This window comes from Flavobacterium defluvii (assembly GCF_900129555.1).
Taxonomy (GTDB): Bacteria; Bacteroidota; Bacteroidia; order Flavobacteriales; family Flavobacteriaceae; genus Flavobacterium; species Flavobacterium defluvii.
In genome coordinates this window covers 713,043-738,849 of the sequence record NZ_FQWC01000002.1, presented here as the reverse complement: position 1 = coordinate 738,849, position 25,807 = coordinate 713,043, and the positions used below count along the sequence as shown (strand labels likewise).

The 25,807-nt window shown below is 46.7% G+C and carries 23 protein-coding genes; 15 read left to right on the top strand and 8 right to left on the bottom strand.

Features of this window, described 5'->3' with window-relative positions:
* Positions 1-81: 81 nt before the first annotated feature.
* Positions 82-1,593, bottom strand: coding sequence for a MauE/DoxX family redox-associated membrane protein (locus BUC29_RS07415; RefSeq protein WP_073414796.1), 1,512 nt, complete (start codon positions 1,591-1,593; stop codon positions 82-84).
* 367 nt (positions 1,594-1,960) lie between these two features.
* On the opposite strand from BUC29_RS07415, the gene BUC29_RS07410 reads away from it, so the two are divergent.
* The gene (locus tag BUC29_RS07410) at positions 1,961-2,254 is read left to right on the top strand and encodes a DUF6965 family protein (protein ID WP_073414793.1); all 294 of its coding nucleotides are present in this window, start codon (positions 1,961-1,963) and stop codon (positions 2,252-2,254) included.
* A gap of 75 nt (positions 2,255-2,329) precedes the next feature.
* On the opposite strand, the gene BUC29_RS07405 is transcribed toward BUC29_RS07410, so the two are convergent.
* Entirely contained in the window at positions 2,330-2,779 is a 450-nt protein-coding gene (locus BUC29_RS07405) for a response regulator (protein ID WP_073414791.1), read from the bottom strand.
* A 433-nt stretch (positions 2,780-3,212) separates the two neighbouring features.
* On the opposite strand from BUC29_RS07405, the gene dinB reads away from it, so the two are divergent.
* The 4 genes from dinB to BUC29_RS07385 all read left to right on the top strand — a co-directional run bounded on the left by dinB (position 3,213) and on the right by BUC29_RS07385 (position 8,668).
* A complete protein-coding gene (gene dinB, locus BUC29_RS07400; protein WP_139260433.1) occupies positions 3,213-4,394 on the top strand; it encodes a DNA polymerase IV in 1,182 nt (393 codons plus the stop codon).
* Positions 4,395-4,397: 3 nt separating this feature from the next.
* Positions 4,398-7,451 carry a DNA polymerase III subunit alpha gene (locus tag BUC29_RS07395; protein ID WP_073414786.1) on the top strand — a complete coding sequence of 1,018 codons (3,054 nt, stop codon included), beginning with the start codon at positions 4,398-4,400 and terminating at the stop codon, positions 7,449-7,451.
* A gap of 69 nt (positions 7,452-7,520) precedes the next feature.
* The gene (locus tag BUC29_RS07390; protein WP_244160790.1) at positions 7,521-8,219 is read left to right on the top strand and encodes an SOS response-associated peptidase; all 699 of its coding nucleotides are present in this window, start codon (positions 7,521-7,523) and stop codon (positions 8,217-8,219) included.
* A gap of 11 nt (positions 8,220-8,230) precedes the next feature.
* Positions 8,231-8,668, top strand: coding sequence for a hypothetical protein (locus BUC29_RS07385; protein ID WP_073414784.1), 438 nt, complete (start codon positions 8,231-8,233; stop codon positions 8,666-8,668).
* 23 nt (positions 8,669-8,691) lie between these two features.
* On the opposite strand, the gene BUC29_RS07380 is transcribed toward BUC29_RS07385, so the two are convergent.
* The 3 genes from BUC29_RS07380 to BUC29_RS07370 all read right to left on the bottom strand — a co-directional run bounded on the left by BUC29_RS07380 (position 8,692) and on the right by BUC29_RS07370 (position 10,108).
* Positions 8,692-9,123 carry a DUF1810 domain-containing protein gene (locus BUC29_RS07380; RefSeq protein WP_073414782.1) on the bottom strand — a complete coding sequence of 144 codons (432 nt, stop codon included), beginning with the start codon at positions 9,121-9,123 and terminating at the stop codon, positions 8,692-8,694.
* Positions 9,124-9,194: 71 nt separating this feature from the next.
* Positions 9,195-9,584: a hypothetical protein gene (locus BUC29_RS07375; RefSeq protein ID WP_073414779.1), complete on the bottom strand. Its 390-nt coding sequence runs from the start codon at positions 9,582-9,584 to the stop codon at positions 9,195-9,197.
* A gap of 59 nt (positions 9,585-9,643) precedes the next feature.
* Complete coding sequence (locus BUC29_RS07370; RefSeq protein ID WP_073414777.1) at positions 9,644-10,108, bottom strand: hypothetical protein; 465 nt, start codon at positions 10,106-10,108, stop codon at positions 9,644-9,646.
* A 286-nt stretch (positions 10,109-10,394) separates the two neighbouring features.
* On the opposite strand from BUC29_RS07370, the gene BUC29_RS07365 reads away from it, so the two are divergent.
* The 3 genes from BUC29_RS07365 (at position 10,395) to BUC29_RS07355 (ending at position 15,739) form a co-directional block, all read left to right on the top strand.
* Positions 10,395-14,186 (top strand): hypothetical protein, encoded by a 3,792-nt coding sequence (locus BUC29_RS07365; RefSeq protein ID WP_073414775.1) that lies wholly within the window; start codon positions 10,395-10,397, stop codon positions 14,184-14,186.
* Positions 14,187-14,555: 369 nt separating this feature from the next.
* Positions 14,556-15,131, top strand: coding sequence for a 2Fe-2S iron-sulfur cluster-binding protein (locus BUC29_RS21110; protein WP_084538598.1), 576 nt, complete (start codon positions 14,556-14,558; stop codon positions 15,129-15,131).
* Positions 15,132-15,136: 5 nt separating this feature from the next.
* A complete protein-coding gene (locus BUC29_RS07355; RefSeq protein ID WP_073414772.1) occupies positions 15,137-15,739 on the top strand; it encodes a hypothetical protein in 603 nt (200 codons plus the stop codon).
* 185 nt (positions 15,740-15,924) lie between these two features.
* Here the strand turns inward: BUC29_RS07355 and BUC29_RS07350 are convergent, their stop codons facing one another.
* On the bottom strand, positions 15,925-16,170 hold the full coding sequence (locus BUC29_RS07350) for a hypothetical protein (RefSeq protein ID WP_073414770.1): 246 nt from the start codon (positions 16,168-16,170) through the stop codon (positions 15,925-15,927).
* A gap of 358 nt (positions 16,171-16,528) precedes the next feature.
* Between BUC29_RS07350 and BUC29_RS07345 the strand changes: the two genes are divergently transcribed.
* The 7 genes from BUC29_RS07345 (at position 16,529) to BUC29_RS07315 (ending at position 24,839) form a co-directional block, all read left to right on the top strand.
* Positions 16,529-17,428, top strand: coding sequence for a phosphatase PAP2 family protein (locus tag BUC29_RS07345; RefSeq protein ID WP_073414768.1), 900 nt, complete (start codon positions 16,529-16,531; stop codon positions 17,426-17,428).
* On the top strand, positions 17,415-18,935 hold the full coding sequence (gene eptA / locus BUC29_RS07340) for a phosphoethanolamine--lipid A transferase EptA (protein ID WP_073414765.1): 1,521 nt from the start codon (positions 17,415-17,417) through the stop codon (positions 18,933-18,935). The genes BUC29_RS07345 and eptA overlap by 14 nt, the downstream gene beginning before the upstream one ends.
* Before the next feature lie 39 nt (positions 18,936-18,974).
* Complete coding sequence (locus tag BUC29_RS07335) at positions 18,975-19,625, top strand: DUF1345 domain-containing protein (RefSeq protein ID WP_073414763.1); 651 nt, start codon at positions 18,975-18,977, stop codon at positions 19,623-19,625.
* Between the two features lie 313 nt (positions 19,626-19,938).
* Positions 19,939-20,613 carry a response regulator transcription factor gene (locus BUC29_RS07330; RefSeq protein WP_073414760.1) on the top strand — a complete coding sequence of 225 codons (675 nt, stop codon included), beginning with the start codon at positions 19,939-19,941 and terminating at the stop codon, positions 20,611-20,613.
* On the top strand, positions 20,610-21,875 hold the full coding sequence (locus tag BUC29_RS07325; RefSeq protein WP_244160789.1) for a sensor histidine kinase: 1,266 nt from the start codon (positions 20,610-20,612) through the stop codon (positions 21,873-21,875). The genes BUC29_RS07330 and BUC29_RS07325 overlap by 4 nt, the downstream gene beginning before the upstream one ends.
* A gap of 123 nt (positions 21,876-21,998) precedes the next feature.
* Entirely contained in the window at positions 21,999-23,957 is a 1,959-nt protein-coding gene (locus tag BUC29_RS07320) for an LTA synthase family protein (protein ID WP_073414756.1), read from the top strand.
* Between the two features lie 3 nt (positions 23,958-23,960).
* Entirely contained in the window at positions 23,961-24,839 is an 879-nt protein-coding gene (locus tag BUC29_RS07315; RefSeq protein ID WP_073414754.1) for a diacylglycerol/lipid kinase family protein, read from the top strand.
* Positions 24,840-24,925: 86 nt separating this feature from the next.
* On the opposite strand, the gene BUC29_RS07310 is transcribed toward BUC29_RS07315, so the two are convergent.
* Positions 24,926-25,150 carry a hypothetical protein gene (locus BUC29_RS07310; protein WP_073414752.1) on the bottom strand — a complete coding sequence of 75 codons (225 nt, stop codon included), beginning with the start codon at positions 25,148-25,150 and terminating at the stop codon, positions 24,926-24,928.
* 125 nt (positions 25,151-25,275) lie between these two features.
* On the bottom strand, positions 25,276-25,764 hold the full coding sequence (locus BUC29_RS21320; protein ID WP_139260431.1) for a hypothetical protein: 489 nt from the start codon (positions 25,762-25,764) through the stop codon (positions 25,276-25,278).
* Positions 25,765-25,807: the final 43 nt, after the last annotated feature.

The following is a 25,807-nucleotide window of genomic DNA, read 5'->3' as shown; positions in this document are numbered from 1 at the left end:
ATTTAAATTATAATCCGATCTACTTTTTTTTACAGGTGTTCGATCTTCATTCCTGAAACTGGCCAGTTTAGCATTTATATTTTATTTTGAATTCATTTCTTTTTTTAGATCATTTTTAATCTCATAGACAACTAGGTCGCTGCCTAACAATGCATAAATATGGGTTCTTGTTGCCAAAAAGGAGCTAAATTTTTTAGCTGGGCTACTATGGTAAATAGGAAAACTATAGAGATAAATATTTTTTCTAAAATCATAGACATCTATTATAAATGATTTTTCCCAAAGTTGATCATTTTCTAATCTTCCCTTTACCTGTGACCGGACAAATAATATATTTTTATAAACAGTGCTGCTTGAATTAACAGTAATTGACGGCGAAGATATAGCATACTCTGTTCCATTTTTAAGTACCGAAACTTTTAAATTGACATGTTTTATTGTATCAATTGTATTTCCGCGATTTTCCACTTTACCATTTTTGTCAGCAACTACAAATCCGTTACGGTAATAATATAAATAGACAATTTTATTTAGCTCCTCGCTGTACATTAATACACCATCTGTATCAAATACCCCCTCATTTTGCGCCTGAAGTAAACCTTCAAAATATTTTACTTTTACCTGTTGTTCATTTGTGAATTTTCCAATTGTATTGGTCATCTTTTTTCCCTTGTTAGTTCTAAAAACTAATGTTGTACTATCAATAGGAATCGCTCTCGTAAAAAAAGGAAAATCCTTTAATTCTGTATCGATTTTCCAGGTTTTAATATCCCCTCTAAAAATTTTATGGATGCTTCCATCAAGAAGATAAAAATAATTCCCCTTGACGTACCAGCTGATTACTTTAAAACGAGTATTCGCAGGATCAAAAATTATCTTATGAACTTTTCTATCTTTGAGATTAGAATTAAATGATATTATTTGAGCGGGAGTTGTATAATTGCCTAAGTATATTCTTCCGTCAGCGAAACCAGATAAATAATAAGAATTGAATTTAAGTCTAACCGCATTAGAAAATTCCGCAGGATGTGGGGGATAACGTCTTAAAAAAGGATTTTCATTATGAATTATTTTTTCGGAAAAAGTAAATATTAAGATAATAATCAAAACACTGGAGATCATTGTGCATAGTAGCAATCTTACCGTAAATTGTTTCGTCCTTAAAAAAAAACTTTTTTTATCAAAAAATAGTAAAGCACAAACAGCCATCATCAATAATAAAATGTTAAAAACTAAGTGCATATTCCAGCTCATTTTTTCTAAAATACCTCCACAGGAGCATGGAATAAAAGGACTGAAATAAAGCATAATAAAAATATATGCGGTAAACATTACCATAAGACCAAATGAAGACATAAGGCCAATATATCTAAATTTAGGAAAAAGCAATATAAATGCGATAATCAATTCAAGAATAGGGATACCCAAGGAAACAGGAACGGCAAATGCACTTAAAAGGGGAGATTGTCCTAGCTGCACCTGAAAATTCTCAAAATCAATAATTTTGCTTACAGAAGCATAGACGAAAAGAAGTATATAAAGCAAGCAGATTGCTTCAACTATTGCACTTTTAAAAGAATCTGATATTTTCATGTCCAATACATTTACTGTACTGCATCATCATTTAAATTCTACGCAGATTTGCTGCTTGTAGAAAATGGCTGAATCTGTGGTACATTTTCAAAGTGCCAAATTAGATCAATTGCATCAAGTGATTATTATGAAAATTCATCCATTATTTATAAAAAATGGTCTATTTTTCCTATAAGTAATTTTCCTCCTATTCGCTTAGGTCTTAAAAAAATTTTCTCGATACCCAAAAAGTGGGCAGATTTTTAGCAAGCTGCATATAATTGGTCTTCAAAAAGTTGCTGGAAAAGCGGATGAATCCGAAGCAAATCAAGTGCTATGCTCCCGTTCTTCCCTTGTAAGTGCGGGGCATTTTGCCTAAATTTGCGGAATGAACCACGAAGAAATAAAACGCTATTTTGAAAGCAATCCCCCGCCGAAGGAAGTAAGACTGACTGAATGGGCAAACATCACAGATACGCAGGTTTTTCTCAGGAGCAGCTACAGCACCATCAGAAACTTCAGCGGACCTGTGGACCGCTGTCCGGCATGGTGGCATCTCAGGGATTTTTATATCCTTATGAAAAAGACTGCCGCACCGCAGGCTTCAGCCAGAGAAGCAGCTGTGGAGAATATTCAGGAAGACACCTCTGATCAATCGCTTTCAGAGGAAGCCGCTGTTTAAAACCGGCTTTAATTTATAAAATACAGCCCTGCAGTTCACACTGCAGGGCTGTATTTTTTTATGATGGACTCCTTCTCAAACCAGAAGGAATTCTGCCTTGTTTCTTCCGGGAATGCTCCAGTCCATTTCCATTACGCTCTGCAGGAGATCTTTAAGGGCCTTGAATGTGCTGGGTTTGACGGCATAGTAATCGGCTCCCAGTTCAAAGGAGCGGTTTATGTTTTCAGCATTGCTGCTGGTGGAAAGCATGATTACTTTTACGCCGCTGAACGGCAGCGTTCCCCGCCGTATTTCTTCAAGGCATTCAAAACCGTTTTTGACAGGCATGTTGATGTCCAGAAAAATGATTTCAGGAAGCCTTTCCCCCGCCTTATTAAGAGCACTCAGAAGCTGATGCCCGTCTTCGGCTGTATTGACAGTCACCGGAAGGCTGAGCTCCTGAACGGCATCGAGGAACAGCAGCCTGTCGTCCTCATCATCATCTGCCAGATAGATAATCTTTTTGGAATTATATATTTGCGACATGGTCTCATGCTTTATGCTGCTGCAGAAGACAAGAATCTGAGAATCCGCAAAAAATACATATCAGATACGTAAGAATTGAAGATCCATAAATAATCGAATTATATCCGTTTAGCGGTTAACAGACCTTAAATATACGGAATTTACCTGCATAATTTTCAGAAATTGAAGCAAAAGATTGAAAATTATAGAAACAATAACACTTTATAACATTTTTTTTAAAATTCATTTAATCCTTTTAAAAATAAAAACAGCATTCTTTTCAGAATTCCCTATGCCGTAAATTCTGAATAAAGCCTTTCCGCCCTCTTTTTTCTTTTATGAATACCTGCTGAAAAATAAGGCTTTTTTAAAATTGTTGCTATTTGTAACATAATAACTTTTAAAAAATGTTATTATCTGTGCTAATTTTGGTCTGTATAAAAATGAACAGACCATGAGCAGGGCAATTGTGCATATCGACATGAACACCTTTTTCGTATCGTGCGAAAGGCTTTCCAATTCAGAACTTAACGGCATTCCGCTGATCATAGGCGGCGGGGACAGGGGCGTTGTGGCATCCTGCTCATACGAAGCCCGTAAATTCGGGGTGCGTTCGGCCATGCCCATACATATGGCCATGAAGCTCTGCCCGCAGGCCAAAATCATGAAGGGCGACATGGAGCTCTACTCGAGGCTCTCCCATGACATCACCGAAATCATCCAGGAAAAGGCGCCCGTGGTGGAAAAGGCCAGCATCGATGAATTCTATCTCGACATCACCGGCATGGACCGCTTCTACGGCAGCTACAAATGGACCGATGAGCTGGCGCAGCGCATCACAAAGGAAACGGGCCTGCCCCTCACCTTTGCCCTTTCGGTCAACAAGACCGTATCGAAAATCGGCACGGGCGAAGGCAAGCAGAAGCAGAACCTTGAAATCCCCGAGCATCTGGTGCAGTCCTTCCTGAACCCGCTCTCCATCCGCAAGATCCCGATGGTGGGGCAGAAAACCTTTGAGCTTCTTTCGCGCATCGGCATCCGCACCATCCGCACGCTCTCTGAAATGCCTGCCGAGTCCCTGCAGAAGATGATCGGCAAAAACGGAACAGAACTCTGGAAGAAAGCCAACGGCATCGACAACACCCCTGTGGAGCCCTACACGGAAAGAAAGTCCATTTCCACCGAGCACACCTTCTCCCAGGACACGATCGATATATTGAAACTCAGCAGGATCCTGCAGGGAATGGTCGAAAAGCTGGCCTACCAGCTGCGCGCCGAAGAGTGGCTCGCCTCGACTGTGACCGTCAAAATACGATACGCCAACTTTGATACCGAAACCAAACAGTCCCGTGTGCAGTATACTTCGGCCGACCATATCCTGAACCAGACGGTCGCAGATCTCTTCAACAGGCTCTACCAGCGCCGCATGAGGCTCCGCCTTATCGGGGTGCGCTTCAGCGGCCTTGTCAGGGGAACCTACCAGATCGACCTTTTCAATGACACCGAGGAAATGCTTGCCCTGTATCAGGCCATGGACCGAATGAAGAACCGCTACGGCTTTGATGCCGTGATGAGATGCGCCGGTGCATCTTTCAAGCCCAACAATAAAGACGAAATTTTAAAACGAAAAAAATAAATCATGTTTCTCAACTGCCACTCATTCCATTCCCTGCGCTACGGCACCATACCGCTGGATGATCTGATCAGGCAGGCAGCGGATTGCGGTGTCACGGCGGCAGCCCTGACCGATATCAATACCGTTACAGGGATTTATGATTTTATAAAAGGCTGCCAGGCCCTGGGCATAAAACCGCTAGTCGGCATAGAATTCCGCTGCAGCCATAAATTGCGCTATATCGGCCTTGCGCAGAATGCCGTGGGGCTCGCCCAAATGAACCGCTTTCTGACCGAGCATAACTTTGAAAAGAAACCGCTGCCCGAAACAGCGCCGTTCTTCTCGGATGTTTTCATCATCTATCCTCTGGAAAATGCTCCCGACGAGCTGCGGCATAATGAATACATAGGCATACGTCCCGACCAGCTGCAGAAGCTCGTCGTATCGCAGTGGAGAAAACGCCGCGCCGAAATGGTAATGCTACAGCCGGTGGTATTCCGCACCAAAAGGGAATACAACCTGCACAGGATCCTGCGCGCGGTTGACCTCAATGAGCTTCTCTCCAAACTCGAACCTGATGACTGGTGCAGCAAATCGGATGTCATGATTCCGGAAGCGGAACTTATCGCACTGTATAAAGATTATCCCGAAATCATCCAGAATACAAGGTATATCATCGAACGCTGTAATTTTCAGTACGATTTTGAAAGTCCGAAAAACAAAAGGCATTACACCAAAAGTAAAAAAGGGGATATTGCACTCTTGACCTCTTTGGCAGAAGAAGGCCTGGTATGGAGATACGGGAGCCATAATGCAGAAGCAAAAGCGCGTGTGGAGAAAGAGCTCAAAGTCATCAATGACCTTGAATTCAGCGGCTACTTTCTGATCACCTGGGATATCATACGCTACAGCACCTTCTGCGGCTTCCTTCATATCGGAAGGGGCTCGGGCGCCAACAGCATCATTGCGTACTGTCTGGGCATAACCGACATCTGCCCATTGGAGCTTGACCTTTACTTCGAGCGCTTTCTGAATGAAAACCGCAAAAGCCCTCCCGATTTCGATATCGACTGGTCGTGGAAGGAAAGGGATGTGATCCTGAAATACATCTCCAACCGGTACGGAAGCGACTATGTGGCTTTCTGCGGCACGAATGTGGAATTCAAATACCGCTCGATTTTCCGCGAAGTCGGCAAGGTCTTCGGCCTGCCTAAAGACGAGCTGGATATGCTGGCGAAAAATCCCATGAAGCTCCACCAGACCAACTCCATTGTAAAGCTGGTTCAGGAATACGGCATGATGCTCGAAAAATATCCCAACATGCGAAGCATGCATTCCTGCGGGATATTGATCTCCGAAGAGCCGCTGACCAATTACACGCCGCTGGAAATGCCCCCGAAAGGATTCCCGATTGTGCTCTTTGATATGCATACAGCAGAGGATATCGGCTTTGACAAGTTTGATATCCTCAGCCAGCGCGGCATCGGGCATATTGACGATACCGTGAAGATAATTGAGAAGAACAGAGGAATCCGGATCAATATCCGCGACACGAGAATCTCAAAAAACGAACCCTCCGCAAACGTCTATCTCGCCGAAGGGAGAACCATAGGATGCTTCTATATCGAAAGCCCTGCGATGCGCGGGCTGTTGCGCCGCCTGAAATGCGACAACTATAAAACGCTAGTGGCGGCATCATCGATCATACGTCCGGGAGTGGCGCAGTCGGGAATGATGAAGGAATACATATTCCGCCATAACAACCCGACAAAATTTGAATACTTTCACCCGGTCTTTGAAAAGGAGCTCGGAGAGACCTACGGCATTATGGTGTATCAGGAAGACGTGATCAAAATTGCCCTGCATTACGGCGGGCTCTCGGCCGCGGACGGCGATATCCTAAGGCGTGCCATGTCGGGCAAGGGACGCTCTAAAGCGGCGCTCCAGAAAGTGAAGGACGATTTCTTTATTTCGGCTGCCGCAAAAGGGCATCCCGAAGCGCTGAGCCAGGAAATCTACCGCCAGATCGAATCCTTTGCAGGCTATTCCTTCTGCAAGGCGCACTCCGCTTCCTATGCCGTGGAAAGCTACCAGAGCCTTTATCTGAAGGTGCACTACCCTATTGAATTTATGGTTGCCGTAATCAACAATCAGGGAGGGTTCTACAGAACTGAAATCTATGTGCACGAAGCCAGAATGGCCGGTGCTGTCATCCATACCCCATGCGTGAACAGAAGCGGATATGAAACCGCTCTTTACGGCAGCGATATCTATCTGGGATTTATGCACCTGCAGGGGCTGGATTCCAAACTATCGCAGTTCATCGCTGCTGAGCGGGAGAGAAACGGCATCTATAAATCGCTGGAGGATTTCATAAACAGGGTGCCGATGGGAATTGAGAATGTGAAGACGCTGATTTTTATAGGCGCATTCCGTTTTACGGGAAAAACCAAAAACCAGCTGCTGGTGCAGGTGAGCCTTCTGATGAATAATTTCAGGCCCGAGAACCGCGGGCTTATGCTCATCGAGCAGCCTGCAAAGGAATTTAAGCTGCCTGTTCTGGAGCGCTCCGTATTTGAGGATGCTTTTGACGAGATCGAGCTTTTGAATTTCCCGGTTTCCTGCACCGTTTTTGATCTGCTCAAAACCGGATACCGCGGGGATGTGATGGTGCGGGATCTTCTGAAATACCATAAGAAGGAGGTCCGCATGCTCGCCTACCTGATCTCGACCAAACAGGTGCCGACCAAAAGGGGCAACATGTATTTCGGGACATGGATCGATAATGAGGGGGCCTATTTTGATACGGCGCATTTCCCGGACAGTCTGGTCCAGAATCCGTTTCAGGGAGGCGGCTGCTACCTGCTTCGGGGGACTGTCGAAATCGATTACCATTTCCCGACCATCACCATTTCAAGGATGGCCAAAATGCCCTTTATCCCTGATCCAAGATACTCGGATTCGGAAAAGAGGTATACCACCCAGCACAATATCAAAGAGGATGCCAGCAGCACGCACCGCCAGCCATATCCGCAGGAGCATGAAATCAATCTTCCGCGCCACAGAATGAAATTTTGATTTTTTTTATGTAAAGTCCTAATTATGAACTAAATTTGATGGAAAGCCAGTAATCCGCACAGCAGCCCAGTGAGAAAGACAAGAAGTCTGCCGCCTTTTTTTGCTGTGCTACTGAATGTTTCCAATTATAATAAAAGACCCATTATTTGTTACTACACCCAGCAGTCAGCCGCAATTGAAAACGTGAAACGCCGTTTTAATGCAGAAGTGGACAATGAGGAAACCTACCTGCAGTCGGATTTCATAAACGGATTCTCGCATCCGAACATTCCCATTATCCTTAATTCCTCCCCGCACCTGATCACAACGGATTACACCTGGGGGCTTCTCCCGTCATGGGCGAAGGATATAGAATTCAGAAAAAACACGCTCAATGCAAGGATCGAGAGCATAGACGAAAAGGCCTCCTTCAAGAACATCACCCACAACCGCTGCCTGATAATTGCCTCTGCCTACTACGAATGGCACTGGAACGACGAGAAGGGAAAAAGCAAGGACAAATACCAGATCAATTCGCAGGATGATGAAATCTTTACGTTTGCCGGCCTGTATTCCTCCTGGACGGATCCGGCAACAGATGAGGTAAAAAACACCTACACCATGGTGACCACAAAAGCAAACGATCTGATGCAGTACATCCATAACCATAAGCTCAGGATGCCCATTATGCTCAAGCGCCAGGACGAATCCGCATGGCTGGACCAGTCGGTTAAAATTGAGGATTTCGCATTTCCCTATCAGGGAAACCTGGTCGGCTTTCAAATCTAAAAGACGCTGCTATGGAAATCGATAAGTTTAACGGAGTCACAGACTCAGAATTTATAGAATACTTTAAAATTGACCTGCATTCCCGAATAGAGATCATCAATTACACCTATCCCCATGAACTCCTTGACGAAGACGGCGGCTTCGGCGAGCATGTGCAAAGATGCGTCGGGCTGCTGAAAGACTACATCATCATCTGCCACAGGGAGGCAAAAGCTGCCTTAAGGCGGAAGCAGAAAGAGGCTCTGGAAAATGATGGCTCGCCCCGCATCGAAATGGAATTGGGGCAGATGGTCCAGGAAACTCCCGAGGAAAAAACCTATAGGCTGGAAATGGAAAAGAATCAGGAAAAGGAAGAGTCGGCAGCCAAATACAGGGAGCTGAGCGAGGAGATAAACAGCCTGATCGACGGGCACCGCGAGAAGGTGAAAATTATCTACGTCGACCTGTGAGGTTTGGATAGAACCATTAGAGCCTAATTTTGAATCCCGAGAATGGAAATTGTTTTCTCATCCAAAATTCCGCCATAGTATTTCTGCAGCACTTTTCCGAAGACCGGATCCGCATCGGCAATCCTGCTGAACAGCGTCATGCAGGACCTGAGCTTCCGCTGGTCAGGCTTTCCGAAAATCTCCAGCGCGGTTTTTCCGTTCAGTCCCAGAACCGCCTGTGAAATCTCGACAAGACGTTTCCCCAGCACCGGATCGTTGAGATATTCCCTGGCTTCGTCCAGGTCTTTTATCCCAAAATATACATTATAGTCCGTAAACCCCAGACCCCTGATCTGCGGGAAGACAAACCACATCCAGTGGCTCTGCTTGCGTCCGTTTCTGATTTCTTCCAATGCCCGAGCGTAGGCATCCTGCTGGGCCCTGATAAATCTTTCAATCCCGTCTTCTGGATTCATTGCTCTTCTATTTAAATTTATAATTGATCAGCTGCTCCTTATGCGAAAAGAACAGCAGTGAGCAACGATTTTCAGAACACATCCTGGTACAGAAGCTCGATTGTCACCTCTCTTTTTGCGGATCCCTCCTCCACGAAGATTGTGGCCCATCGCGGCTCGAAATTTTCGACCAGGAAATGGAAGGCGCTCATTATTTCATCCGCCGCACTCTCCCTATCGATGCCAAGATTCTTTTCATATGCGATGATCCGGTAGAAGATGCCGTTCTCCAGCAGCTCATCCTGCCCGTCGGACGTATTGTCCGGCGCCGGTCCAAAATGGAAAATCTCCGCGCCCCCGCAAAGCAGTCCCGCCAGATGGCTGCGCACCGATAAAAACAGCGCCTCATCGCTCAGGCCGTACGGCACATCCAGCTCTCCGGCTCTGACGGTCAGCGCTAAATCCTCAAAATGGAGTTCCATAGATCGAAAATTAAGATGACGGATTGGTATTTAGGGAAAATGTCTCAGAGAAAAGAAGATCAGTCCAGAATGCCTTTTCCGAATATCTTCTCCACCTGATAGATATAGTTTTCCAGCAGAGGCGTCGGCAGGAAGGACCTGCTCACTGCAGCGGCCTTTGCATCGGTCTTCTGGCTGTCAAAGGAGCGTTCCAGCAGTTCAGTATAGTCTCTGAGCTGGCCACTGTCCAATATTTTTCGCAGATCCCTTTCCGTGTTTACAAAGGACTTGAGCATTGGGAAATCATTATTGTTATCCGTTTCATAGCGCTCTAGTCCCGACTTTATGCCATCGTACTCTTCTCTGAAGAGGCTCAGCACATCCTTCATATTATGCGCGTAAAAGATGTTGGGAATGAGTCCGGCCTTATACTCCGCATAATGCTGCTGTGATGCGGCAGGGCTTTCCAGATACTTCTCAAAGGTCTGTATCCTGAAAATATAATCCGTTTCAAAAATATTACGGTCCTGATAATCAATATCCATAATGTACTGTATTAGTTGTTATGACTAAAGTTAGCTAATTTTTTAATTCCAGGCTCATAAAAAAATGATCTGCACTTCAATTTCATCAGACCGCTCAATATCAGCCATTTAGTACGCCGCCGCTAAACCGAGAAGCCCCTCGGAGATTCAGCAGCGATGGCACAGTATTTTAACTGGCAGAATATTAAGAATTTTCAACTTAAAAATATGCTCCATTTTCGGATATTGCATAAATTTGAATTGATCAAAAAAATCTACTGCTAACCAAATTTTTAATCGTATTCCCATGAAATTAATTGACAGAACCGATATAGAGCACTGGGCGGAAAAACATCAGGGAAAAGGATTCTTCCCCTATCTGGTTTCAAAACTGGTTTATTTCTCTACCCTACCCGGAGCGCAGATCAGCATACCCTACGGCAGCGCTGTCTATCTGCCCGGCTGGGATGGGCTGATATACTCCGAGCAGCAGAGGCCGTATGTCCCTGCAGGCCGATCGCTGTGGGAATTCGGGACCGATAAGGGTTTCAGGGCTAAAGCCGATAGGGATTTTGATAAAAGGGCCGAAAACCCATTGGGATATGATGCCTCGGACTGCACCTACGTATTTGTGACTCCAAGGATCTGGAAAGACAAAGAGACATGGAAGCTCGAAAAGTTGAAGCTGAATCTCTGGAAGGATATCTGCGTGTATGATGCGGTGGATATGATGCAGTGGCTGGACCAGTCCGGACCCGCCGCCCTCTGGTTTGCCAGGGAAATCGGAAAGGCGCCGGCGGAAGGCGCTCTGGACGCCGAACAGTTCTGGGCAGAATGGTCAAGCGGAGAAGCGGGACATCTCGTGCCCAAAATCATAACCTCAGGCAGGGACGCTGAAACCGCCAAGCTAAGCGGATTCCTCAGCGGGGATCCCGGCATCATCACTGTACAGGCCAAAACCAAAACGGAGGCAGCTGCCTTTATAATTGCAGCTGCGGACAGTTTTGATCAAGACGAGAAACAGCGTTTTTTTTCAAAAACAATGGTCGTGGAAAATCAGGAAAGCTTCAGGACCCTCTCGCTGAATTACGTAAAGACTTCATTGAACCTTATTGCCAAATTCGATGATAAAAGCCTTGTAGGCGCCGCAGTCTCGCAGGGACATCACGTGATAATACCCGCGGGCGCAGATGACGAGCTAACGCACAAACGCATTATCCTGCCTACTATCGGCAGGGAGGGCCAGATCGAAGGGCTCCGTGAAATGGGCCTTTCCAGAGAAGATGCCGAACGCTTCAGCAGGGAAGCCGGAAGGGACATCAATAAGCTGCGAAGGCTGCTGAAATATATTGACAATAAGGCTGCGTGGCATAAATCGGAGAACATACGCGAAATCATCCCTGCCCTTATTCTCGGGAGATGGAATATCCATAATCCCGGCGACCGCGAAATCCTGGAAAAGCTTTCTAAAATGCTTTTTGATGAGTATCTGGCAGTTTTATACAGATGGAGGGACTTTGAAGACTCGCCTATACTGCAGATCGGAGGCACATGGAGGCTCACTTCCCCTCTCGATCTCTGGAACAGCCTATCGAAATATATCACAAGGGATGACCTTACTGTTCTCGCAGAATGTTTCCCGGCTGTCTTTACCGATCCCGGAAACAGCGGCGAGACGCATCTGATACAGATAACCTTTTCGTTTACCCCTCCGAAAAAATATTCCCCATGGGCGCGCATGGGTATTGTCCAGACACTGATACTGCTCAGCCTGTATGGCGACGCCATAAATCCTGCCGTCCTTTCCGCGCCTGAAAAATGGGTGGATGCAGTGGTCGGCAGCCTGCTGCTGGATGCCGATGCCGAACTGTGGAGAAAAACCAACCGAAAGCTTCCCCTGATTGCTGAGGCATCCCCGAAAAGCTTCTTTAGGGCAGTCCAGAACTCGCTGCAGAAAGAAGAGCCCGAGATTATGGGCATGTTCAGGACAAGCAGCAGTTTTTTTGGCGAGTCCAGCAGCCACACCGGCCTGCTATGGGCGCTGGAAGGTCTGGCATGGCTTCCTGAATATCTTTTTCAAGCAACAGATATACTGTTAAAGCTGGCCGAACTGGATCCCGGAGGAAATCTGAGCAACAGGCCCGCCAGAAGCCTCGTTGACATCTACAGGCCCACGCATCCCCAAACAGCCACATCTCTTGAGGACCGGATGGAAATACTGAAGGCTGCCATCAGCAGAAATCCAAAATCCGGATGGGCACTATTAAGAAAGCTGATGCCTAAATACCATGATAACTGGACAGCCAACAGCAGGATGAGATGGCGGCTGTTTGACAAAAGCGCCGCACCATCCAATTCACCTGCACGGATCGATTCCGCTTTTCAGGCCGTTTCGGAAATGATGCTGGAAATGTTTGATGGCAGCGATGAAAAGCTTGCCGACATCATCAGACATTCATCTGAAATGAAATCTGCCGACGAGCGCGAAAAACTGCTGGTTTTTATCGAGAAAAATTATCCGCGCATACCTAAAGACAGCACCCTGTCCAGAGATGAGGCAAGAAGGATACTGCACCTGCACCGCTCCGCTCCCAATGCCGACTGGACGCTCGATGAAGAGATCCTTTCACGCTATGAGACAATTTATGACGCGCTGGAACCTGAAGATATCGCGGTAAAATACAGATGGATCTTTGAATCCTCACAGCTGAATTTCCCGCAGGGCAGCCGGGAGACAGACGATGATGAAAAGGATGAGGCCGACTACAATTCCAGAGTGGTCAAAGCCCGAACTAAAGCCATTCATATTTTATCGGCAGAGATAGGAATTCAGGGCATTGCCGCAATGGCGGATTCGCCAGAGATAACCGGCATCCTTGCATTTACCCTGTCCAGCATCGAACAGACAAAGGAAGAGACTGCTTATATCGTCTCTACCTTAAAAAATGCAGATGCAAATGCCAATTTCGTAAGCCTATATATTGCCGCTAAAACAGCTGCCAAAGGGCTGCAGTGGCTTTTTGGACTCTGCTCCGAACTGGAATATCTTAAGCTGGACGAAAAGCAGCAGTACGCGCTTTTCAGCAAAGTAGACCACTCGCAGGAATTATGGGACTATATCGAATCAAAGGGCGAAAGCCTAAACAGGACCTACTGGCTCTCGATTGCCCCCTATTTCTACAGAACTTCAGTTCAGGAAAACATAGTGGCCATTAATAGGCTTATGGAGTACAAAAGGCTTAAAAGCGCTATTAGGGCGGCAAGAAACATTAAAAAAGAACTGTCTACAAAGATGATCACTCAGGTGCTGCATAAGGCCGCAACAGAAGAAAGCATAGATAATTTTCTGCTGGAGGCGCATGAAGTCACCAGCCTTTTCAAAGAAGCTGCACGAAGGGAAGACATAACCAAAGATGAAATGCTCAATCTGGAGTGGCTTTATCTTTTAGAGCTCAATTCCTACCATTCAGACTACCGTCCCATCCAGCTGTACGGCGAACTGGCAGAAAACCCCCATTTCTTTGTGGATGTGCTCTCATGGCACTATATGCCTGCTGATGCTGAAAATATTGAGCCTGAAAGGAAAAATATACCGAAAGAAAATCTGGAGCAGCTCGCGCAAAAGTCTTACCAGCTGCTGGACAATTTTATGATCATTCCAGGTGTCCGCTCTGACAATACCATTGATAATGAGGTGATGGACCAGTGGATCACCCAGGTAAGGGAACTGGCTCTTAAGGCAGACCGCATTGCTGCTGCCGACAGCCATATCGGAACTCTCCTTGCTTATTTTCCCGAAGAAGGCACCGGCCTCTGGCCTCCGGATGAAATCAGCGCTGCGATTGAACGCATCAATACCACGAGCCTTAAAGACAGCTTCGCTGTGGCGGTTATCAACAAAAGGGGATCTACAGGCAGAGGTGTCTTTGATGGGGGAACAATTGAAAAGAACAATGCCGCCTATTTCCAGAAACTGGCCGGTCTGCACAAATACAGCCATCCCAGCCTATCGGAAATTTTTATCCAGATTTCAGAGAATTATTTAAATACTGCAGGACATCATGACGACCAGGCCGAACGTGACCGCCTTGAATATTAGAAGGACAGATGCGGCGGCCAGAATACAATATGGCTTAAGCTGATTAAAGACTAATAAAAAGCAGCCGCATTCTTAACGATTGCGGCTGCCGTATTTATATGCCTTAATTCAAAGCTAAAAAACACCCCCTAGACTTTTCTTTAATAATCTTTTAGGGAACTCGGTTTTAACTCCCGCCAATATTCCTGCCTCATTTTGATTTAAGCTGCAGTTCAATAATGTATTTACCGAGCTTCCACAAAAAACTTTTTTTATAAGAATTTATACTGCTTTTTAATGGTATTTTAATGTTGGATTAAAACTTATGCTTTATTTTTACAAAAATAACCTACAAAATTTTCATTCCACATGTAACTTAAATCTTAACATATGAAATTAAAGCAAGTTTTTATTATGGCGGCGTTGGCAGCTGCCGTATCCTGCAGCTCTGATGACGGATCTGCTCCTGAAAAAAAACAAGTTACTTTCAAAGAAGTTGAACAGCAGCTTGAAATGAAGGGCTCCTTTTCAGAACTATCCAAAAGAAACATCCTGCGCCATTACGGCACAGCCGACAATTTTCTGGATTTAGCCTTAAAGAGAAAGGCTGAACTGTCTGCTAAAAATTCTACCAAAAGCAATAAGACTGCAAAAATGATGGCTGCTTACACCATTACAGTTTACGATCCATGGTACGGCAGCGGCAGCTTCTCATTCTGGTGCTGGGATGACGAATACATACTGGACAAATATTATGACTGGAACCGCAAAAGCTTGGACTGCGACGGTGTGGGCATGTCACCTGCATGCGTTGCCAAACTCTGGGGCGGAAGGGTGGACCAGTCAGAACAGTCTTTCCTGAATGATGAAGAAATGCAAGCTGGATGGGTGCTGCCATGCAGGGCATATCCCCAACAGGACTGTACCCTTAACTTCAGACAGGAGGAAAATTTCGTTCCAATTTAATTTCTATGGATTTGAAAAAAATTTACATATTCCTTTTAGCGCTGTCCGTCAACAGCCTGCATTCGCAGGAAAGCAGAAGACAGCCATTGCCTACCAGCACGCCATATATGGACAAGCTGATGAAGCAGGATTACTTCAGCAGGAAATACAGTTTCCTGGATGATAACTATAAAGTCAGAATGGGTACCGCCGACTTTGAAAAATACAGAAAAAAATACAATTTTCCGGCAAGTGCCACTTCTAAGGACTCTCTTGCGCTGGCTCTTATGGCCGAATTCAATAATTGGGACCAGGCACGGATCGCTGAAATGCGGCTGTCCTACTCTTGGGTAAGGCTGGGATACCACCTGCTGCTCAGCGAATCCGAAACTATAGAGCTGGCCAAAACTTTTAAAATCAGCCATCCATGGCTTTTAAAGGAAAGCATATCCAAAGGAACTGCTCCATTAGCCCAGAAGGCGGCGGCAGACCTTAGAAAACGGCTGAAAAAGCTGGAGCCGGATTTAGATTTTTCAATGATGGCAGCAGATGAGCTGATGCGGAAAGCCCTGGAAATTAACCCTGTAAGAAAGCAGAAATTTCTCCAGGAAGGAAAGCACAAACATTAATTTTTTTTTTGCATTAAAACAAGGCAGAAACTCAGCTCCAAAAGCAGCTTTCTGCCTTTTGCATTTTATACCGCATAACATCCCCGACGCTTCCGCAGGCAAATGCGGCGCGGCAGTTAAAAGGGCCGGCATGCCTTGGCGGTTGCCATTTTCCTCATGGGTTTAAATTAACCTGCACTGCGGACCTACTCCATACTTATGGTATCCAGAAGATTTTCCTCGCTGATAAATGCAGCAATGTACCGCTGCACTTCATTTCTTTTTTCAATTGCCGTCTCAAACGTATTGATATGAAACTCCTCATCCTTGTCCAGGATGTGGATAATCTCGGTATAGCCTTTTGATATAAGGCTTCCCTTGAGTTTTAGAATGGTGTGCTGCTGGCGGGCATCCAAATCTTTTCTCACTTTTAGTCGTATCGCTTTTTCCATTTTGAAAGATCTGACCGTAGGTCTTGGGTGGATTCTAAATCCAAATATACTTATTTACATTCGGCGCATGCAAAAATTCAGTGTTAAAATAATGCGACGGGGAATGTTAAAACGCATCGGACCGGCAGAAAAAAAACTGCTCGCATTGAGAGCCTGGCTGCTTTTTCTAAAATTTTAAAATATTTTTAAATTATTGATTTACAAAAATATAAACACGTAAATCATCCTAAATAAAAGTCTATGAAATGAAAATTCAGGATGATTACAAAATTGGATTGTAAACTTTCGGGAAAAAAGAATCGATATGTTTTGCACCGGTTAACCCAGTGTAAAATCATGATTAACAAAGTCCTAGAAAATGCGCCAGTTATTCCTCGAAAATGCCGATGGGGGCATCGAAAAAATCACGTCCGAAAAGGCCAATCCCCTTTTGGATCTTTATGTTTCATTCAACTTCTCAAGGCTGCGGCCTTCGCTTTTTTTCCTGCCTGCGGTGCTGCTGCTGCTCATCGCCGCATTCCTTTTCATGCTCGATGCGCTGCGCGCCGAATCGTATATCCTGATCCAGCGGGAATATTTCTTTATGCTGAATGCCGCCCTGTCCCAATATCCTGAAATGCAGTACAATCTCACCGAAACCGGAAATACGCTGGTGGTGGCGTCACTGCTGAGCATTTTTGTGCTGCACGCGCCTAAGATATGGGAGTCTCTTGCCTCTGCCCTTCTGGTTTCCTGCCTGTTTTCCAGCGTGCTGAAAAAGCTCTTTCATGTCCCAAGGCCGGCAGCTTTTTTTGACAACGGCAGCTTTACCATAATCGGAAGAACCCTCTCAGGGCACAACAGCCTGCCCTCAGGGCATTCCATCACCATTTTTACGGCGCTTTCCATCCTTATGTTTGCCTTTATGCCTGCCAGGCTGATAAACAGGATCTTTTGGTGCGCACTTTTTGTGTCAGCGGGTCTCGCGTTTGTTCTCACAAGGGTTGCCCTGGGAGCGCATTACCCCATTGATGTTCTTGTCGGGGGAATCATAGGCTACAGCTGCGCCCTTGCCGGCATATTTATCTCAACAAGGTACCGCATTTGGAAATGGATCGGAAACAGGAAATACCACCCCTTCTTCATCATTGCCTTCACGGCATGCTGGCTTGCGCTGGCCTTCAGGATCATGCAGGAGCACCTTTTCATATTCTGCCTGTCTTTATTCGTTTTGACCATATCACTATATAAAATTACCGCCGCGTATGTTAAAAGGTAAACTCCCGGCAGCCCGCATGGCAGCCTTAATCAGTCTGGCCAACTGCCTGTTCTTCCATATCCCCTTCTTCTCTTTTGTGGTCGGGAACCTGAATTACGCGGGATTCAGCGGCATTATGACCATTGCCAGCCTCATCGCGCTGATGCTGGTGCTGGATTTCCTGGTCTTTTACCTGCTGCTTTACCTTACCGGAATTTTCGGCAGAATTCTCATTTCGCTCTTTTTTGCCCTCAGCGCGGCAGCCCTGTATTTCATCAATTCCTACAGCGTGATCATAGACGAAAGCATGGTGGGGAATATCCTCAACACCAATTATGCAGAATCAAGCGCCTATTTTTCGATCAGACTGGTGCTTTATGTGCTCGTGCTCGGGATAGTTCCCTCGGCGGCGCTCTTGAGGATAAAGATCATAAAGGAGCCCCTTAAAAGGTTTGCAGTGCTCTGTACTGGAAGCCTGCTTGTTACGCTGGCTCTGGTATTTATCAATTCAGCCGGCTGGCTGTGGATCGACAAGAATTCCAAAAAATTGGGAGGGCTGGCAATGCCATGGTCCTATGCGGTCAACACCTCCCTGTTTTACGTGCACCAGTACAGGAAAAACCAGAAGGAAATCCTGCTTCCCGATGCCCGCATCAGGGACAGGAAGAAATCCATTGTGGTGCTGGTCATCGGGGAATCCGCAAGGAGGGCCAATTTCTCGCTCTACGGCTATCCGAAGAACACCAATCCGCTGCTTTCCAAAACTGAAAACCTGCACCTCTTCAATGCTGTCTCCTCGGCAACCTATACCACCGGCGGCGTGAAGTCGATACTGGACCATAAAAAGACCGATGAGCTCTATGAGATACTGCCAAATTACCTTTACCGTAATGATGTCGAGGTCATCTGGAGGACAGCGAACTGGGGAGAGCCGCCGCTCCATATCAAAAATTACCAGGACCGGAAATACCTGGGCGCTGCATGTCCGGGCAGAGAATGCGCATACGACGAGGTCCTGCTTAACCTTTTCCGGGAACAGATACTGGCCAGCAGCAGGGACAAGATACTTCTGGTGCTGCATACCAGCACAAGCCACGGCCCCAGCTACAGCAAAAAGTATCCTCCGGCGTTCCAGTATTTCAATCCGGTCTGCTCAAGCGTCGAGCTTGCCGACTGCTCAAAGGAAGAGCTGATGAACGCCTACGACAATACGATAGTCTATACCGATTACCTTTTGAGCCGCGTGATCCAGAACCTGAAAGAGCTCAAGGAATTTGACAGCACCATGATTTTTGTTTCGGACCACGGCGAGTCGCTCGGCGAAAAAAATCTCTACATGCACGGCCTGCCGATGAGCATTGCTCCAAGGGAGCAGTTTGAGATTCCTTTTATTGTCTGGGTTTCGCCCGGCTCAAGAAAACTGAAAGCCGATAAAACCGCATCCCAGTACCATGTCTTCCACAGTGTGCTGAACTTTCTGAATATAGAAAGTCCCATCTATGATGAAAATATGAACATTTACCAATAGCATTCAAACAACCGGCACAAGCCATAAAAATAATTTCTTATGAATGGAACAGTATTTATAAACCGGCTCAGCAACAGGTCAAGGCTGGCAATTTCCGCTTCGGCGGGACTGCTCACCGCCGTTGTCCTTGAGATCGGAACCAGCAGGCCTTCGGTGCACATCATGGCGGTATGGCTGGCTTTTTCCCTAACCCAGCTGTTCTTCTCCTGGTTCACCATTCTGACCTGCCGTGTGGATGAGCTTAAGAAAAATGCCAAAGACCAGGACTCGGGACGCGCGGTGCTGTCCCTGTTCATGCTCCTTACAACGGCTGTAAGCCTTCTGGGCATCGTGCTGCTGTATGTTTCAGCCGATCAGAAGACCGGTTCCGAGCTGGCGCTGCATGTGGTGATGACCCTCTCATCGGTGGGAACCGCATGGGCGGTCGTGCATACCACCTTCGCCTTCAAATACGCCAATCTCCATTATTCGCTCAATGGCCTTGATTTTCCAGGAAAAGGCGAACCCGACTATCTCGACTTTGTCTATTTCTCATTTGTGATCGGCACGACCTTTCAGGTGTCCGATGTCGCCATACTGGACAGAAAGATTAGGAGGACCGCGCTGGTGCACGGGGTGCTTTCCTTTATGTTCAACACCACCATACTGGCATTGAGCATCAATATTATCTCCAGCATGGTGCAGCGCTGAGAAATTAAACCCTGTAAGAGCATTTATACGCTCGCAGACTCTTTTTTTTGATGTGATTCTCCCGGCATCCAGTTTTCATGGCTGGGGGAATCTTTATCAAAGCCCGGAAAGCTGAAAGCATTTATTTAGAGCGAAAAAACGCTCAGGAGGCAAAAATTCAGAATTAATTCAAAATTGAGCCGTATTATTACAGACTGTAATATAAACGGCACAGCCGTTTTAAAAAAATGATGCCCCGCAGCGCACATATTGCCATAAATTCTTAAATTTAGTGGTCATATGCACTGTCATGGGGCGGTAAGAAAATGGCATCATGAAAATTTTAATCATAGAAGACGAACAGGATATCGCTCAAAGCATACAGAGCTATTTCAAGAACAATGGCGTAAAATGCGAAACGGCGCACAATTATGCGCAGGCCGTGCATAAGATCGACAATTACGATTACGACTGCATACTGCTTGACCTTAGCCTTCCCGACGGCAACGGTTTTGACATCCTCAGGGAGCTGAGAAGCAAGGACAAGACCGACGGGGTGATAATCATTTCGGCAAAGGAGACCCTGGAGACAAGGCTGGAAGGCTTCAGTCTGGGAGCCGACGACTACCTCACAAAACCCTTCCATCTTGCCGAACTGCTGGTAAGGATGCAGGCGCTGGTAAGGCGCAGGAACTTCAGGGGAAGCAATAGCGTGGTGTTCCAGGAGATCAGGATCGAAGTGTTCACCAAAACGGTCCTTGTAAATGAACAGAAAATCGAGCTGACCAGAAAGGAACTCAACCTTCTTCTGTTCCTGATCGGCAACAATGACAAGGTCCTGTCAAAGGCCGCCATCGCCGAACACCTATCGGGCGACATGGCAGATATGCTCGACAGCCATGATTTCATATACGCACACATCAAAAACCTGAAAAAGAAGCTTGCAAAAGCAGGTTCGGGAGATTATATTAAAACCGTTTACGGCGAAGGATACAAATGGGAAAAATGAATACCAAAAAACTGCTCAGCAAAACCACGCGCGATTTTCTTATCCTCGCTGCCGTAATTCTCACAATCTGCGCTCCGATATTCTACTTTGTGAGCCAGTGGCTTTTTATCTACGAAACCGAAGAGGTGCTCGTGCAGCATAAAAATGCATTCATTAACCAGTCCAGCCGCAATTTCACTCCCGAAGACATCAAGACCTGGAACAGGTACAACCTGCATTTCACCATTATGCCCGATATGGGCGTAAAAAAAGATTCCATAGTCGGCACCATGATCGAAGACTCCACGGCTGAGGAAAAAGAGCCTTTCCGCATCATTTACGCCCCGGTGGAAATTGCCGGCAGAAAATACACCTACACCGAAAAGATCCACCTGCTGGAAATGGAAAGGATGGTGTTCACAATAGCTGGAATGTTCACCTTTATCCTTCTGGTGCTTTTTATCGGCATAGTCTGGCTGTCCAAGAAAACGGCATCCAAACGCTGGCAGCCCTTTTACAACACCCTGGACCAGATCCATGAGTTTGAGATCGACAAAAGCAAGCCCCCGCACTTTATCCAGTCCGGCATCGATGAATTTGAACGCCTGAACAGAAGCCTTGAGGCGCTGATTGAAAAAAATACGGCCATCTACAAAAGCCAGCGCGAGTTTGTGGAAAACGCCGCACATGAGCTCCAGACGCCCCTCGCGCTGTTCCAGAACAAGATCGACACCCTATTCCAGATGCGGCTTGACAAGGACCAGACTCGGGTGCTGGGCGCCTTGAGCAGGGATGTGGCAAAGCTCAACAGGCTCAACAAAAATCTGCTGCTGCTCTCCAAAATAGAGCATGAGATCTATCTGGAAAAAACCTGCATCTCGGTCAATGAGCATATAGAAAAGCATCTGGACTTCTTTACCGAGCAGGCCGGCCAGAAATGGGTCGCCATTAATGTGCAGCTGTCCGAAAAGCTTGAAATAGAAGCCAACCCTGTCCTTGCCGAAATCCTGATCAACAATCTGGTGCTTAACGCCATCCGCCATAACCGCACCGAGGGAAATATCATAATCAGGACCCTGGACCGCGAGCTGATGGTCCTCAACACCGGTACGGCCGAACCGCTTCCCATCGAGAAGCTCTTCGGACGTTTCTTCAGCGGCGGCACCTCGGCAAACGGCAGCGGACTGGGTCTGGCCATCATCAGGAAGATAACCGAGATAAGCGGCTGGAAGATCTCCTACTCCTATCATAACGATTTCCACTGCTTCAGCGTAAAGTTCTAGACCCGGCATCATGCCGGTCTGCATTTTTTTTACGCACAATGGGTTAATATTTCTTAATAAAAACCAAAAATTCAGAATGACTACAACATTGCAATGTAAACTTTGCTGAGTTATTATTGAGTTATGGGTAAATTGTCTATCAGAACCGGCAGATACGCGCTGCTGGTTCATTTTATTTTATGGTTTCTGCTGTTTTCGCTGCTGCTGCGCATCATCCTTTTCGTCTGGCAGCATGGCCAGGTTTCGCTAAGCATTTTTGATGTCATCCGCACGCTGCTGACAGGGCTTTTTTTTGATATCGGAACCATTGCGCTGATTTCTTACCCTGCCGTTCTGTACTATACCGTTTTTGCGGGCAGATGGACCGGCTCGCTGGCCGACAGGATTATAATCTGGTTCTTTACGGCGCTGAATGTTTTCATACTGGTTTTCACCTTTCTGGCCGAAATCACCTTCTGGGAGGAATTCAGGACCCGCTTCAATTTCATTGCGGTGGACTATCTGATCTACACCTACGAGGTCATTGCCAATATACAGGAGTCCTATCCTCTTCCCCTTCTGATTGTATCAGTGGCGGCAGTAACGGCTCTTGTGCTTTTATTTTTCCACAGATCAAAGGCTTTTGCCGCCGCATTCGCCCGCAACACGGACATAGTGAAGAGGGTTTCCATATTGCTGCTCTTCACGGCGGCGGCATCCTTTTACATCACTTTTATCTCCAGCAGCCAGGCCGAATGGTCGCCCAACCGCTACAATTCCGAAATTTCCAAATCGGGGATCTATTCCTTTTTTGCCGCTTTCCGCAATAACCAGATGAAGTATGAGCAGTTTTACACCTCCATCGGCAATGACCGCGCGTTCAGCATAGTCAAATCAAAACTGGCAGACAGCACGGTATCCTTTGCCACCACAGGGTATTCGATCCACCGCAGCATAAAGGACGCCCAGTCTCCGCTGCAGCGCAGCAACGTGGTGTTTATCCTCATGGAAAGCTTCAGTGCGGATTTTATGGCCGAATTCGGAAACAGGCAGAATCTGACCCCTTTCCTGGACAGCCTTGCCCAGAAGAGCGTTTTTTTCACCGGCATGTATGCCACGGGCACCAGAACGGTAAGGGGCATGGAAGCATTGACGCTCTGCATTCCTCCCACTCCGGGCCAGTCGATCGTCAAAAGGCCGGAAAACCAAGACCTGTACACCATCAGCAATGTCTTCAGGTCCAAGAACTATGACTGCAGCTTTTTTTACGGCGGCGACGGCTATTTCGACAACATGAACTCCTATTTCGGAGGCAACGGCTTCAGCATTTATGACCGCGGGCGCGGAAGCGTGCTCAGCGACCGCATCAGCACAGTGAGGCATAATATCGCAGACGGCGAGGTCACCTTTGAAAATGCATGGGGAATCTGCGATGAAGATATTTTCAATAAAATGATCAGCACTGCCGACCAGAAGCATAAGCAGGGAAAGCCGTTCCTGAATTTCGTGATGACCACCTCCAACCACAGGCCCTACACCTATCCTTCGGGCCGCATTGACATCCCGTCCGGAACGGGACGCGAGGGGGCTGTCAAGTATGCCGACTATGCCCTGAAAAGGCTCTTTGCCCAGGCGTCCAAAAAGCCCTGGTACAGGAATACCGTCTTTATCGTTGTTGCCGACCACTGCGCCAGCAGCGCAGGAAAGGATGAGATAGACATTGCCAACTACCATATCCCCGCCTTTATTGTGAATATGCCCGAAACGGCAAGCCGCAAGGTGGATAAGCAGTGCTCGCAGATCGATCTCTGGCCTACCGTATTTTCGATGTTCAAATGGCACTACGAATCCGATTTCTTCGGAAGGGACATCCTTGACCCCGATTTCGAGCAGCGCGCATTCCTGGGAACATACCGCAAGCTCGCGCTGATGAAGGGCAGCCGGGTGATGATACTCTCCGACCAGAAGAAGCAGGCCTTCTACAGCTGGAAAAAATCGGACAACAGCCTGAGCCCCCTTCCGATGGACAGGCCCTTTCTTGAAGAGACCATCGCATGGTACCAGACCGCTGATTACCTTTTTACAAACAAACTTTTAAAATAAGCAATGACCTATATACATTTCATCATAAACCCCGTCTCCGGCGGAGGACGCCACAGCCTGCCCGATTTTTACATCAGGCAGTTTTTTCCCTCTGACCGGTATAGGATCAGCACTGATTACACCATGAGCAGAAAGCACGCGCTTGTCCTCACCCAGAAGGCGCTGCAGCAGAATCCCGACATCATCGTGGCCTGCGGAGGCGACGGAACCGTAAATGAGGTGGCTTCCTGCCTGATCGGCACCGATGTGAAGCTGGGAATCATCCCGCTGGGGTCTGGAAACGGCCTTGCCTCGCATCTCAGCATACCTCATGATATCGGAAAATCGCTTGAAGTGATCAGGGAAGGAAGAAAGATAAGAATCGATGCGGGGAGAATCAACCAGCATTATTTTTTCAGCAACACCGGCATCGGCATAGACGCAATGATCATCAGAAAGTATGAGCATTCGGGAAAAAGGATGCTTTTTTCCTATGTCAGGGCCGCGGTTGCCGCAGCATTTGAGTACAGGGCGCAGCCGGCCATCGTATCCTTTGATGACAGGGTCATACCAATAAAGCCCTTTATGGTCTTTGTATCCAATTCCAATGAAATGGGATATAATATGACCCTTACACCCGATGCGATGCTGACCGACGGAAAGCTTGACCTGGTCCTCATTCCAGAGCTTTCCTTTTTCGAAAAGATAGCCCTTGGATACCGCATCCTGACCCGATCGGTCAGCAGATTCAAAAAGGCACAGCACCATCTGGTGCAGAGCCTGCAGATCGAAATGCCCATGAAGATCTTCACCGACGCGCAGATCGACGGGGAGCATTATAAATTAAGGACCAACACCTGCAGAATTTCGGCAGAGCCTGCCGCACTCAGCGTGCTGGTCTGAAAGCTTAATTAGGCTTTTCCGGAACTGCCTTCCCTTCGGGGAAGGCTCTCCGGAAATACGGGCTGCCGCCCTTGATCTTATCATCTTCATTTGGCAAGCCTTGAGCGGTCCGTCTCAAAATCCAGAAGAATCATTTTCTGGTCGTCCAGAAAAATCAGCACATCCAGAACGGCTGCCTGGTTATGATTCTGCTCTTGTATCGGATCTGTCGGAAAAATTAAGCCCGAAAGCTCCTCCAGAGCAAAATCACGATCAGGATTGTCCCTTAGAATGGTAAGGATTACATTGGAAATATTGGCATACTTTTTCATATTCTGCTAATCATTTGTTTTAAGTGCCCGGTTTATTTTTTTTATAGAATAAACCGCAGAACCTTCGAAAAAGCCTGCGGTTTTGAATTAACAATTCACCTTCTATAAAGTTTTTATCAGATTTTTTATTTCGGGGACGCGGGCAGGCGTCCGGCGCCTTCATTGGTCAATTTCCCGTTGGCCTGCTCATGCGGCCTGTCCTGCACATGGTAAAGGATAAAATGTCTTGCCCTGGCAAAAATCCCAAGAACAATCACAATTCCCAGAATTGCCAGTATGATCGTTTTTCCGATATTGACAGCAGAATACCTGTTCTTCTTTCTAACCGGCCTGCCCTTCTGTCCCCTCGATGTCTTCTGTATATTTGGATAGTATTTCTTCTTTCGTTTTTTCATTTCGCATAAAATTCGATTCCAGTCACTATACCGGCAGATGCGGCAATGCATTACCATGAACTGCCGGTAAAACTGCACGTTTGTTTTATCTGCCTGCGCATTGGCCAGGCATTTCTGATGGATCAAACCCTTTGGATAAGGCACAGCACATCCCCGCCGTCCGGGCCAGATGATTATCCGATCGGGGATACCATTTGGCCGGCAGCTATATGATGGCATTAAATCTTTTGATTTAAGTCTTTAGGTTTTCTGCATTATCCAA

Coding starts and splice junctions, on each gene's coding strand:
- BUC29_RS07415 (WP_073414796.1), bottom strand. CDS start 1,593: ATGAAAATATCAGATTCTTTTAAAAGTGCAATAGTTGAAGCAATCTGC.
- BUC29_RS07410 (WP_073414793.1), top strand. CDS start 1,961: ATGAACCACGAAGAAATAAAACGCTATTTTGAAAGCAATCCCCCGCCG.
- BUC29_RS07405 (WP_073414791.1), bottom strand. CDS start 2,779: ATGTCGCAAATATATAATTCCAAAAAGATTATCTATCTGGCAGATGAT.
- dinB (WP_139260433.1), top strand. CDS start 3,213: ATGAGCAGGGCAATTGTGCATATCGACATGAACACCTTTTTCGTATCG.
- BUC29_RS07395 (WP_073414786.1), top strand. CDS start 4,398: ATGTTTCTCAACTGCCACTCATTCCATTCCCTGCGCTACGGCACCATA.
- BUC29_RS07385 (WP_073414784.1), top strand. CDS start 8,231: ATGGAAATCGATAAGTTTAACGGAGTCACAGACTCAGAATTTATAGAA.
- BUC29_RS07380 (WP_073414782.1), bottom strand. CDS start 9,123: ATGAATCCAGAAGACGGGATTGAAAGATTTATCAGGGCCCAGCAGGAT.
- BUC29_RS07375 (WP_073414779.1), bottom strand. CDS start 9,584: ATGGAACTCCATTTTGAGGATTTAGCGCTGACCGTCAGAGCCGGAGAG.
- BUC29_RS07370 (WP_073414777.1), bottom strand. CDS start 10,108: ATGGATATTGATTATCAGGACCGTAATATTTTTGAAACGGATTATATT.
- BUC29_RS07365 (WP_073414775.1), top strand. CDS start 10,395: ATGAAATTAATTGACAGAACCGATATAGAGCACTGGGCGGAAAAACAT.
- BUC29_RS21110 (WP_084538598.1), top strand. CDS start 14,556: ATGAAATTAAAGCAAGTTTTTATTATGGCGGCGTTGGCAGCTGCCGTA.
- BUC29_RS07355 (WP_073414772.1), top strand. CDS start 15,137: ATGGATTTGAAAAAAATTTACATATTCCTTTTAGCGCTGTCCGTCAAC.
- BUC29_RS07350 (WP_073414770.1), bottom strand. CDS start 16,170: ATGGAAAAAGCGATACGACTAAAAGTGAGAAAAGATTTGGATGCCCGC.
- BUC29_RS07345 (WP_073414768.1), top strand. CDS start 16,529: ATGCGCCAGTTATTCCTCGAAAATGCCGATGGGGGCATCGAAAAAATC.
- eptA (WP_073414765.1), top strand. CDS start 17,415: ATGTTAAAAGGTAAACTCCCGGCAGCCCGCATGGCAGCCTTAATCAGT.
- BUC29_RS07335 (WP_073414763.1), top strand. CDS start 18,975: ATGAATGGAACAGTATTTATAAACCGGCTCAGCAACAGGTCAAGGCTG.
- BUC29_RS07330 (WP_073414760.1), top strand. CDS start 19,939: ATGAAAATTTTAATCATAGAAGACGAACAGGATATCGCTCAAAGCATA.
- BUC29_RS07325 (WP_244160789.1), top strand. CDS start 20,610: ATGAATACCAAAAAACTGCTCAGCAAAACCACGCGCGATTTTCTTATC.
- BUC29_RS07320 (WP_073414756.1), top strand. CDS start 21,999: ATGGGTAAATTGTCTATCAGAACCGGCAGATACGCGCTGCTGGTTCAT.
- BUC29_RS07315 (WP_073414754.1), top strand. CDS start 23,961: ATGACCTATATACATTTCATCATAAACCCCGTCTCCGGCGGAGGACGC.
- BUC29_RS07310 (WP_073414752.1), bottom strand. CDS start 25,150: ATGAAAAAGTATGCCAATATTTCCAATGTAATCCTTACCATTCTAAGG.
- BUC29_RS21320 (WP_139260431.1), bottom strand. CDS start 25,764: ATGCCATCATATAGCTGCCGGCCAAATGGTATCCCCGATCGGATAATC.